Below are 10,662 nucleotides of genomic sequence, written 5' to 3'. Positions count from 1 at the left end.
CGCGTGGCGGCCAGCGCGATACTTTCCGGCGACAGGGCGGCTAGCCAGATTGGAATTCGGGATTGCCTTGGGCGAGGGTAGATCGACACTTGTTGGTAGCGGTAATAACGGCCGTCGAAATCGACGTTCTCTTCGGTCAGCAATTTCTCCAGCAAAAGCGCGCCCTCCAACAAGCGCTCGCGGCTCGTCGCCTGATCGACGCCGAAATGTTGAAATTGCAGCGGAAACGGTCCGCCGCGCGCGACGCCTAACAGCAAGCGGCCGCCGGAGAGCGCATCGACGGTGGCGGCGTCTTCGGCAACTTGCAAAATATCGCGCATCGGCAGCAATACCGCCGCGCTGCCGAGCCGGATCGTCGTGGTGGCGGCCGCCAGATAGCTCAAAAGCGGAAAGATCGCCGCGCTGACGCTGAAGGGGTTGAAATGGTGCTCGGTGATCCAGGCTTCGGCGAATCCCAGGCGTTCGGCATGCTGGACCGTCAGCACGCTTTCCCGCAGGGCTTCGGCACAGAAACCGCCGCCCGGATTCTCGAAATTGGCGAATAGGCCGAAGCGCATGGCTTGTTGATCGGCGGACGTCGAAGCCGGTTCGGTGTTCACGGCCAATCCGTTAGACGGCGACGGCCGCGACCCGTCGTTGCAAAGCCAGAGCGTCGGCCAATTCGGTGGCCGCGCCGGCCAGTGGGATGCGGCGCGGTGCCGCGCGCATCGTGCGCCGGTTGATCACGCGTATCGACAACGATTCCACCCAATTCCAGTATTCCTCTCTAACCTCGTCCGGAAAACCGACGTCGTCGAAGGCCGACAACAGTTGCGCCAGCCAAATCTCGCGGGCCAGTTCGTCTATCGTAAACGGAAAATGCCGGGAGCGCATGCAAGTATGACCGTGGTTGGCGGTAAACAAGGCCGGACCGCCGGTCGCTTCGACGATGAAATCGGCGGTTTTTTCGACGCCGGCCGCGAAGCGCGCGGGATCTTTCGGAAACAAATGTCCGATTGGCGTATTCAACAAGCGTTGGTGATGGCGGCGGACCAATGCTCTGAGCAGGCTTGCGCCGGCCACTTCGAAAACCCGCCGGGACGGAAACGGCACGGCCGGAAACTCCAGGCCGGTGGAAGCCGGCTTCCAGCGCACCTCGTCGCCGACCTCCATCGGGCCGGAGGCGGCATGGCAATCGGTGTTCGACTCGCCGGCGGGTGCCGGCGACGCTGAATCAAAGTCGGATGCGGTCATGGTCTGTCTCCTGGGTAAGTGGGTGCGCCGGCGCTTAGCGCTGGCGAACGCCGGTCTTCGCACGGTTTAGCCGTCGGCCGACGCTTTGGGGCGTTTCAAGAAGTTTTCCTGCGCGGTTCGGAATTGCAGATAGCGTTGCTGCCATTCAGAAGGCAACGCGACTTTAACGACCTGCACCGCGGTGACCTTGAATTCCGGGCAGTTAGTGGCCCAGTCGGAGTTGTCGGTGGTGATGACGTTGGCGCCGGAAAACGGGTGGTGGAAAGTGGTGTAGACCACGCCGGGCTGCACCCGGCTCGAGACTTTGGCGTGCAATACCGTTTCGCCGGCCCGGCTTTGGATGCCGACCCAATCGCCGTCGACGATGCCGCGTTCCTCGGCGTCGTGCGGATGGATTTCCAGGATGTCTTCCGGATGCCAGGCGGTATTCTTGGTGCGCCGGGTTTGGGCGCCGACGTTGTACTGCGACAGAATCCGACCGGTGGTCAAAATCAGCGGGAAGCGGCGGGTGACTTTTTCGTCGGTGGCGACGTATTCGGTGGTCATGAAGCGGCCCTTGCCGCGCACGAAACCGTCGATGTGCATCGTCGGCGTACCGTCGGGGGCACTGTCGTTGCAGGGCCACTGAATGCTGCCCATTTGTTCCAATTTTTGGTAGCTGACGCCGTTGAAAGTCGGCGTCAGCGCGGCGATCTCGTCCATGATTTGCGACGGATGATCGTAGTGCATCGGGTAGCCCATCGCGTTAGCCAGCATCATCGTCGCTTCCCAATCGCCGTATCCGCCCAGCGGCGCCTTGACCTTGCGTACCCTGGAAATCCGGCGTTCGGCATTGGTGAAGGTGCCGTCCTTTTCCAGGAACGACGCGCCGGGCAACAGCACGTGGGCGAATTTGGCGGTCTCGTTCAGGAACAAGTCCTGCACGACGATGCATTCCATCGCCCGCAGCGCGGCTTCGACGTGTTGGGTGTTCGGGTCGGATTGGGCGATGTCTTCGCCCTGGCAATATAGACCCTTGAAGGTGCCGTCGAACGCGGCTTCGAACATGTTCGGAATGCGCAGGCCGGGTTCGTTTTGCAGTTCAACGCCCCAGGCTTGTTCGAACGTGGCGCGCGCCGCGTCGTTGGAGACGTGGCGGTAGCCGGGCAATTCGTGTGGGAAGGCGCCCATGTCGCAGGAGCCTTGCACGTTGTTCTGGCCGCGCAACGGATTCACGCCGACGCCGGGCCGGCCGATGTTGCCGGTCGCCATCGCCAGGTTGGCGATGGCGATGACCATCGTCGAACCCTGGCTGTGTTCGGTCACGCCCAAACCGTAATAAATCGCGCCGTTGCCGCCGCCGGCGAACAAGCGCGCGGCGCCGCGTACCTGTTCGGCGGGCACGCCGGTAATCGCCGCCGTTTCTTCCGGCGAGTGGCGCGGGTCCAGAATGAAGTCCTTCCATTTGGCGAATTCCTGGCTGTCGCAACGCTGGTCGATAAAAGCTTCGTCGTACAAACCTTCGCCGACAATAACGTGCGCCAGTGCATTCGCCATCGCCACGTTGGTGCCGGGGCGCAGTTTGAGATGGAAATCCGCCTTGATGTGGGCGGAGTCGACCAGATTGATTTCGCGCGGATCGACGACAACCAGTTTGGCACCTTGGCGCAGGCGGCGCTTCAATTGCGAGCCGAACACCGGATGGCCGTCGGTCGGGTTGACGCCGATCAGCATCACCACGTCGGCATCCATCACCGAATCGAAGCTCTGGGTGCCGGCCGAGGTACCGAAGGTCGCGCTCAAGCCATAACCGGTCGGCGAATGGCACACTCGCGCGCAAGTGTCGACGTTGTTATTGCCGAACGCTGCCCGCACCAGTTTCTGTACCAGATAATCCTCTTCGTTGGTACAGCGAGACGATACCAGGCCGCCAATCGCGTTTTTGCCGTATTTGGCCTGGATGGCTTTGAATTTGTCCGCCGCAAACTGAATGGCCTGTTCCCAACTGGCTTCCCGCCACGGATCGGTGATTTTCTCGCGAATCATCGGCTTGGTCAGCCGGTCGGGATGATTGGCGTAACCCCAGGCGAAGCGGCCCTTGACGCAGGCGTGGCCGTGGTTGGCGTGGCCGTTCTTATTCGGAAACAGGTTGACGACCTGGTCGCCCTTGACCTCGGCGACCAGCGAACAGCCGACGCCGCAATAAGCGCAAGTCGTGACGATGTGATCGTCGGTCTGGCCGTGTTTGATCAGCGTCTTTTCCATCAAGGTCGCGGTCGGGCAGGACAATACGCAGGCGCCGCAGGATACGCATTCCGAATCCAGAAACGGTTGATTCTGTCCCGCAGATACCCGCGATTCGAAACCGCGTCCGTCTATCGTCAATGCAAATGTGCCCTGGATTTGTTCGCAGGCACGCACGCAACGGTTGCAGACGATGCATTTGGACGGGTCGTAACTGAAATAGGGGTTGGATTCGTCCTTGGTCAGCGATAAATGGTTGTGGCCTTCGTAGCCGTAACGCACTTCGCGCATGCCGACCCGGCCGGCCATGGTTTGCAATTCGCAGTGGCCGTTGGCCGGACACATCAGGCAATCCAGCGGGTGGTCGGAAATATACAGTTCCATCACACCGCGCCGAATGTTGGCAAGCTGCGGCGTTTGGGTCTTGATCACCATGCCGGCTTCGGCCGGCGTGGTGCAAGATGCCGGATAGCCGCGCCGGCCTTCGACCTGCACCAGGCAGAGGCGGCAGGAGCCGAACGGTTCCAGGCTTTCGGTCGCGCATAACTTGGGAATTTCGATACCGGCCATCGCGGCGGCGCGCAATAGAGAGGTGCCTTGCGGCACGTTGATTTTGACCAGATCGATTTCCAGTTCCACCAGCGTGTCCGAGATTTTTGCCGGCGTGCCGAAATCGCCGCCGCAGCCACAATTACCGCATTGATGCGTCATCGAGTGTTCTCCAAAGCGTTTTCCGAACAGAGGTCCGGGTTATGTAGATCGAAACAGGTCGTTGCCCGCCGGATTCGAAACGAGCGAGACCGGCTGGGTGGGTGCTTATCCATAGAGCGAGGTGGGATGTGCTTATGGATATATCGTTTAGTATATATCGTATGATCGCGCGCATCTACGAATGGGCAGTTTTGTTCGCAAATCGATCCGCTGAGCGCAGCTGCCGAGGTTCACGCGGCGCCGATTAGTCCACGGAGGTGGGTGGATTCTATAAAAATATATAAAAAATAATTATTTACTGTTGATTGTTTTCTGTTGTGAGCCTGTTTTTAGCCGACGATTTGTTGAAAACTCGGACAGAAGTCTGTCGGGTTTCGGTCATTTTTTACTCGTTGCGAATAGTAAATTTCCTAAATGTAATGGCTGCATCCCAATGTATTCTCTGGTTCGGTTGGTCTGAAGATGCGTATAATCGTCTAACGATATATCTTAATTGATATAAAGACTTGTAGTCGCACACGCCGGGAGGATAGAAAACCATGCAACATCGCATCTACGAACGGTTGATTTCGGCGCCGGCGCCGACGAAAACGCTGGAGCAACTACTCAACAATCTGAACGACGTGGGCCGGTTTTACGAAGCCTATCCGGAAGAAGAGGCCGTTCAGGGATTGGTGTCGCACATGAGGGAATTCATGGCGCCCAGTTTGCGCCGCCAAGTCGTCGCGCATCTGAGTCATGGTGGCGTCGGGATGAAAACGATCGTGCGCACGGCGGTCAGACGACTGAAGGAATTGACTTGATGCATGTGACGTACGTTTTCGATGTGAGCCCCTGCGAATCAACCGCGCGCGATCGGGTTGGCAAACTGCGACATCGATAGCGGGCAAAGCACGCAGCCGGATCGCCGACTCGAACGCCGCGAGTCGGGTTTACCCTGTCGTTTGGAAAGCGGTTCCAGGGCCAGCCTTGCTTCAAGACATCGCGTCGCGAAGCGCCCCGCCGTTACGGTTACCGTTCGAGAGTTGACGATTTTGCCGAACAGGGAATTGTCTTCTATGCTGCATGCGGAGCAATCAGTCGTTGCATTCTTCATCAGCCCACCACTCGGTGACCGGGAGTCAGTCCATGCGGAACAGAACTTATCAATTTTGGGGACGGCTGTTTGCCGTTTTGTGCTTAAGCTGCGCGTTGCAGGATGTGTTGGCGGATGCCGGCGCGACGCCGATTCCGCCGGAAATCGGCAATAGAGACCGTGGCTATTTGCCGACCAACGCGATCCCGGACAGCTTGGGTTTGTTGCCGCCACCGCCGGCGGACGGGTCGGCGAGTTTTGCGTTGGATTTGATCTACGCCCAGAAAAGCTTTGCGTTGCGCAATACGCCTGCCTGGGCGTTGGCGATACAGGATGCCGACCTGAGTTTCCCAAATGCCGCGAGCGCCTATGCCTGCGCGCTGGGCGTGCCGGTGGACGAGCAACATACCCCCCATTTGGTGAAGCTGTTGAAGAAGGTCAAGCAGGACGCGGGCGCGGCCACCGGCGCGGCAAAGGATAGATACAAACGTCCCCGGCCGTTCATGGTCAACGACGCCCGGTTTTGTACGCCGGACGATCGCGCCCGTCTGGAGGCCGGCGGTTCCTATCCGTCCGGACACAATGCCATCGGCATGGCTTGGGGCTTGATTTTGGCCGAATTGGTTCCCGCGCGGGCCGATGCGATTCTAGCCCGCGCCCAGGCTTTCGGATTAAGTCGGGTGGTCTGTAACGTACATTGGTATAGCGATACGGTGTGGGGACGCTACCTGGGCGCGTATACGGTCGCTAAGCTCCATGCCGATCGTCATTTTCAGGACGATTTGAGTCAGGCGAAAGACGAATTGGACGATTTGAGCGAGGAGGCCGTGGCGCCGAACCGCGATTGCGTCGCGGAAAGGGCCGGCATCGAAGCGCAGAAGCCGTTGACTCAGTAAGATTCGGACGACTTGGTTTGCGGCTCCCAGATCGGCCTATCCTTACCGTGCTGAGTTTGGATTTCGCTGCCCGGCCGATGGCGAATCGGCCGACACTCGCCCCACCACCGGTCCGTCCGGTTTCAGCGTCACGCTAAAGGCTTCCTTGAGGGTAATGTCGGTTTCGAAGCGGAATGCCCGAAAGAAGCTGGCGATGATCAGCAACATTTCCAGTTCGGCGAAATGCTTGCCGATGCAATTGTGTAGGCCGCCGCCGAACGGGAAGAACGCGAATTTGTGGCGTTTCGCGGCGCTGTCGTCCAGAAACCGGTCCGGGTCGAATTCGTCGGGGCGAGGCCATAGGCGCGGATTGTGGTGGGTAGCATGCATCGTCAACAGGAGGATGGTGTCCTTGGCGATGGCGTAGTCGCCAAGCTCGATGTCCGCCAGCGCTTGCGTAGTCAGCGCCGAGGTGGGCGGATACAGGCGCAGGGTTTCGTTCAAGGCCGCCTTGGTGTAGCTCAGTTGGGCCAGATGGCCGGCCTGGAGCGGCTCGTCCGGCAAGCCGGCGATTTCGGCGGCGATTTTTTCGCGCACCGCCGGATGCTTGCCGGTCAGATAAAAAAACCATAACAGCGTGTTGATCGTGGTTTCCTGGCCGGCAAAAAACAGCGTCACCGATTCGTCGCGCAGCAAGTCGTTCGGCATCGTATAGCCGGTGCTTCGGTCCTGGGCTTGCAGCAACAGTGAAATCAGGTCTTGTCCTGGATTCGCGCGTTTTTGTTCGATTTCGGCGTAGAGAAAGGTTTTCAGATACTCAACCGCCGCGCGGTAGTTCTTGCTTCGTAGCGGTATCCAGCGCTTCAGCCGCTGGCCGAAGATCAGATGTACGCCCAGTTGCAGCGGCAATTCCCGGCTGAGTACGTCGATGACGTTGATCAGTTGCGCGCCGTTGCTGAGCTGGTCCACCGACTTGCCGAGCAGGACTTGCAGAAAGATGCGCTGAATCAGACCGCGGAGCTCGGCGCTCAAATCGACATCGCCACCCGCCGCAAGCTTCACGCGTTCGGCGGCGGCGGCAGCTTCGGCGATGATCAGTTGTTCCCAGGTTTTCACGGCATCCTTGGTGAACATCGGCTGCATCAGGCGGCGTTGCTTGCTCCAGACCTCGGATTCGCTGTTAATCAGGCCGTTGCCGAACAGTGCTTGCTTGGCGTCGTACATGAAGTCGCGGTTCAGCAAGCCCTTGCCTTCCAGATTAAAGATTTGCTCGATGTATTCCGGCGCGCGGACGAACAGTATCTTCTTCTTGAAGACCGTTCCCAGCGCCAAATCGCCGTATTTGGCGTGTATCCGGGCCATCGTCGAGAGCGGCTGGACGATCATGCGCAGCATCGAAACGATCATCGAATGTTCGGGTAGGGCGGGCTTGCGGGCAGGGCTGGCGATTGTCGAATGGTCCATGAGTGTTCGTCTATTCGGTTAAGTGCCGACATTATCGACCGATTGGGCCGAAACGGTATAGTCGGGCCGTCTTCGAGTCGCGGCGCGATATTGGCGCTTTTAACAGGTTGGCAAAGCGGTCTTTCGGTCGGATGAAGGAATGTCGGGTTTGCGACAAATGTGGGTGAGCCTGTCCGACGACGCATTGGCCGAGCAACTCGTTGGCTGGGGAAAATCCGCCGCCGACGACGCGCGCCGGGTATGGTGCGATTTTTGCTGAACTGTAGTCAAATTCATCAGCATAGGCCTCGACATGCGCTACGATCCCCATCCCGAAGAAATCGCCGCCGTTCCGGATATGAGTGACGAAGAACGATTGGAATATTTTCTGTATCGAATCTTCGAGACCGACGAAGTCTGGGGGCTGAAGGAGGGGCCGCAGCCTTTGATTCGGGAGCTCGATGGCCGGAATACGCTGCCGGTTTGGCCTTACAAGCGCTACGCGGCCGATGCCGTCGCCGGTGAATGGGCGCATCTGGCGCCGGGTGTGGAATCGGTCGATTTCTTTACCTATCAGACCTTGAACAAGCTGGCGCGCGAGGAAGTCACGGTGGAAATCATGCCCAGACCGGGAGCGGCCGGGTGTTTGATTACGCCGCAACGCCTGTTCGGCATGCTGGAAAATATGATGGAGTCTAGGGATTACACGGTCGGGGATTAACGCAGTCGCGGGTTCTCGTTGGGCGGATTGTAAACCCGGTTGGCCGAACCTTAAGATCGCGGCCAACCGTACGGGACTTGTCGGCCATTACCGGCAATCGAACTGCTTGGGCCAGTCGCGGTAGTTAAACACTTGGCCTTCCCGGCGCACGGTTTCGACGGCGGCTAGATCCAGGTCGGCGTAAACCCATTGGGCTTGGTTGTACTCGCCGATCGCCAGAATGCCGTTGTTCGGAAAGCCGCGATCCACCGGCGTGTAAATGGCTGCCGCGCCGCGATTGACATCGACCGCTTCGGACCAGGCGGCGTCGCCGACCAGCGAGGATTGCACGACGTAGCATTGGTTTTCCAGCGCGCGGGCCTGGCAGCCGATCCGTACCCGATAATAACCGGCTTCGGTGTCGGTGCAACTGGGCACCAAGATCAACGTGGCGCCGCGTTCGGCTTGTTGGCGGGCGTAGTGGGGAAATTCGCTGTCGTAGCAGATGTTGATCGCGATCTTGCCGAATACGGTGTCGAACACTTTGATGTCCAGACCGCGCGAGATATGCCATTGCTCGTTCTCGAAACGGGTCATGGTCAGCTTTTCCTGATAATCCACGTCGCCCTGCGGCGTGAAGAAATAGGCGTGATTGCGGAATTCGCCGTTTTCGTGTTTGACAGGAAACGTGCCGGCCTGGATATACACCCGGTGCTCGGCGGCCAGGGTTTTGAACAAATCCAGGTATGGCGGCAGCAGGGTTTGCAATGCATCCAGTTGGCCGTTCAAGGACGAATAAACATCCTTCGGAAACAAGGATGCCAGTTCCATGCAGGCGTATTCCGGGAACAGCAGGATGTCGGCTTTGTTGTCGGCCGCGTCTTGTACCCAGCGGCGGGTTTTGGCTGCGAAGTTTTCCCAGGTTTCCAGGAAACTGATGTCGTATTGGGCGCTGGCGATTTTAGGCACGGTCTTCTCTCAACCAAAAGGTCATCGGTTTGGGGGTTTCAGTCTCGTCGTCGAGATCTTTCCAGGTATAGGTGGTTTTCAGTTCCGGATGCTTGAAATAACCGCGTTTGTTCCAGAAGGCGTCCAGCGGCACATAGTCGGCCGGCCGGCGCGGATGATCGGCGGGGCGCTCGACGCAACAGAACGTGATGTGCCTGAAGCCGCCCAAATCGGCGGCATGGGCTTCGCGTTGCTCGAAAAATTTAACGCCGATGCCCAGGCCGCGATAGGCGGTGTTCAACACCGATTCGCCGCAGTAAAACACCTGCTCAGGATCGTAGCGGTGGTCGACGAACGGTTTTTTGACTTCGTCGGTCTCGTATTTCAACGGGATCGCGGTCGAGGCGCCGATGATGGCGTCGCCGTCGAAGGCCAGCACGATCACGCTGTCCGGGCAGTCGATATAGGTTTGCAGGTATTTTTTCTCGTACTCGTAATCGCCGTCGTACAAGTAGGGGAAGTCGCGGAACACCTCGATGCGCAGCCGCGCCAGTTCGGGAATGTATTGAATCAAGGCCGCGCCGCTGAGGCGCTGAATGCGGATGTCTTTGCTCATGCTGGTTGCGGAGTGAATGGATAAACAAAAAGTCGGCCGCCGGCAGGACGGTCGGGGCGGATATTGTATTGCAGGCACGGTGCGATTGCCTATCGGGAACGCTTGGCGCGACCGGGCTGCTTGACGTAAACAGGTTTTTCGATGACGAAAGGTACGCAAGTCGCGGCCTGCCATCGACAGTCCCGCGCTGGTGCGGGGCAACCGGGAATTCGGCCTTGCTTGCCGGATTGACCAGGCTTTTAAGCAATCCCGCCTAAAAGCCGATCATTGAAGACTAACCAAACTGGAGGAGTATTTATGGCAAAAGACTTGAACGAATTGCGCGCGGTATTGAACAAGATGGAAGAGATCGTTAACAGCATGACCGAAATGGACGCGGAAATATTGGATTTTGTCGATGCGAATTATCCCGATGCGCTGAACGAACAAAAGCTGATACAAACCTTCAAAACCGTCGGCGACGCCGAAGACGAATTGCAAAGACAGATCGGTTTGCTGCGCAAGCATCTGGCCGCCGGTATTCCGGAATTGAATGCCTAACGCTCACGAAACAGTTGCGTCGCCCCGGCAAATGAAAGTCCCTGGCGTGGGAGCGGCTTTAGCCGCGATTGACAACGCTACGACACCGAATTGAGTGACCGCGTCGGGTGACTTTCAGAGTAAGTCCGAAAAATCGGCATTTCATTTAACTCAAGCGGTCAACGGATCATGAAACCGCTGGCCGTCGCCCAGGCAAATGAAAGTCAGTGGCGGAGCGGCTTTAACCGCTATTGACAGCGTTCCGACACCGGATTGGGTGGCGGCCGTCCGGTAACTTTCATTGGAGGGTGTCGTAAAA

General features: G+C 58.4%; 10 protein-coding genes. 4 read left to right on the top strand and 6 right to left on the bottom strand.

The window, feature by feature from the left end:
* The 3 genes from A1355_RS07675 to fdhF form a co-directional block, all read right to left on the bottom strand.
* Nucleotides 1-599: LLM class flavin-dependent oxidoreductase (locus tag A1355_RS07675; protein ID WP_157197788.1), on the bottom strand; the 599-nt coding region annotated here is incomplete at its 3' end.
* Between the two features lie 10 nt (nucleotides 600-609).
* The gene (locus A1355_RS07670) at nucleotides 610-1,233 is read right to left on the bottom strand and encodes a hypothetical protein (protein ID WP_064026669.1); all 624 of its coding nucleotides are present in this window, start codon (nucleotides 1,231-1,233) and stop codon (nucleotides 610-612) included.
* A 66-nt stretch (nucleotides 1,234-1,299) separates the two neighbouring features.
* A complete protein-coding gene (fdhF, locus tag A1355_RS07665) occupies nucleotides 1,300-4,167 on the bottom strand; it encodes a formate dehydrogenase subunit alpha (protein WP_064026667.1) in 2,868 nt (955 codons plus the stop codon).
* 539 nt (nucleotides 4,168-4,706) lie between these two features.
* On the opposite strand from fdhF, the gene A1355_RS07660 reads away from it, so the two are divergent.
* Both A1355_RS07660 and A1355_RS07655 read left to right on the top strand, forming a co-directional pair.
* The gene (locus A1355_RS07660; RefSeq protein WP_064026665.1) at nucleotides 4,707-4,970 is read left to right on the top strand and encodes a formate dehydrogenase subunit delta; all 264 of its coding nucleotides are present in this window, start codon (nucleotides 4,707-4,709) and stop codon (nucleotides 4,968-4,970) included.
* Nucleotides 4,971-5,295: 325 nt separating this feature from the next.
* Complete coding sequence (locus A1355_RS07655) at nucleotides 5,296-6,138, top strand: acid phosphatase (RefSeq protein ID WP_082885427.1); 843 nt, start codon at nucleotides 5,296-5,298, stop codon at nucleotides 6,136-6,138.
* A gap of 42 nt (nucleotides 6,139-6,180) precedes the next feature.
* Here A1355_RS07655 and A1355_RS07650 read toward each other — a convergent pair whose 3' ends face one another.
* Nucleotides 6,181-7,581: a cytochrome P450 gene (locus A1355_RS07650; RefSeq protein ID WP_064026661.1), complete on the bottom strand. Its 1,401-nt coding sequence runs from the start codon at nucleotides 7,579-7,581 to the stop codon at nucleotides 6,181-6,183.
* 292 nt (nucleotides 7,582-7,873) lie between these two features.
* Here A1355_RS07650 and A1355_RS07645 point away from each other — a divergent pair, with 292 nt between their 5' ends.
* Nucleotides 7,874-8,281: a DUF2750 domain-containing protein gene (locus A1355_RS07645; RefSeq protein ID WP_064026659.1), complete on the top strand. Its 408-nt coding sequence runs from the start codon at nucleotides 7,874-7,876 to the stop codon at nucleotides 8,279-8,281.
* A gap of 87 nt (nucleotides 8,282-8,368) precedes the next feature.
* Here A1355_RS07645 and A1355_RS07640 read toward each other — a convergent pair whose 3' ends face one another.
* Nucleotides 8,369-9,229: a carbon-nitrogen hydrolase family protein gene (locus A1355_RS07640; RefSeq protein ID WP_064026657.1), complete on the bottom strand. Its 861-nt coding sequence runs from the start codon at nucleotides 9,227-9,229 to the stop codon at nucleotides 8,369-8,371.
* Nucleotides 9,222-9,824 carry a GNAT family N-acetyltransferase gene (locus A1355_RS07635; protein ID WP_064026655.1) on the bottom strand — a complete coding sequence of 201 codons (603 nt, stop codon included), beginning with the start codon at nucleotides 9,822-9,824 and terminating at the stop codon, nucleotides 9,222-9,224. The genes A1355_RS07640 and A1355_RS07635 overlap by 8 nt, the downstream gene beginning before the upstream one ends.
* Before the next feature lie 297 nt (nucleotides 9,825-10,121).
* On the opposite strand from A1355_RS07635, the gene A1355_RS07630 reads away from it, so the two are divergent.
* A complete protein-coding gene (locus A1355_RS07630; protein WP_064026653.1) occupies nucleotides 10,122-10,364 on the top strand; it encodes a hypothetical protein in 243 nt (80 codons plus the stop codon).
* The last annotated feature ends 298 nt before the right edge of the window (nucleotides 10,365-10,662 follow it).

It is taken from the genome of Methylomonas koyamae, assembly GCF_001644025.1.
Lineage (GTDB): Bacteria > Pseudomonadota > Gammaproteobacteria > Methylococcales > Methylomonadaceae > Methylomonas > Methylomonas koyamae_A.
The sequence above is the reverse complement of the archived record's forward strand: the minus strand, read 5'-3'. Positions and strand labels throughout refer to the sequence as shown.

Bases quoted from the DNA above. Each gene is read 5' to 3' on its own strand.
- fdhF (WP_064026667.1), bottom strand. From the start codon at position 4,167: ATGACGCATCAATGCGGTAATTGTGGCTGCGGCGGCGATTTCGGCACG.
- A1355_RS07645 (WP_064026659.1), top strand. From the start codon at position 7,874: ATGCGCTACGATCCCCATCCCGAAGAAATCGCCGCCGTTCCGGATATG.
- A1355_RS07660 (WP_064026665.1), top strand. From the start codon at position 4,707: ATGCAACATCGCATCTACGAACGGTTGATTTCGGCGCCGGCGCCGACG.
- A1355_RS07630 (WP_064026653.1), top strand. From the start codon at position 10,122: ATGGCAAAAGACTTGAACGAATTGCGCGCGGTATTGAACAAGATGGAA.
- A1355_RS07670 (WP_064026669.1), bottom strand. From the start codon at position 1,233: ATGACCGCATCCGACTTTGATTCAGCGTCGCCGGCACCCGCCGGCGAG.
- A1355_RS07650 (WP_064026661.1), bottom strand. From the start codon at position 7,581: ATGGACCATTCGACAATCGCCAGCCCTGCCCGCAAGCCCGCCCTACCC.
- A1355_RS07635 (WP_064026655.1), bottom strand. From the start codon at position 9,824: ATGAGCAAAGACATCCGCATTCAGCGCCTCAGCGGCGCGGCCTTGATT.
- A1355_RS07655 (WP_082885427.1), top strand. From the start codon at position 5,296: ATGCGGAACAGAACTTATCAATTTTGGGGACGGCTGTTTGCCGTTTTG.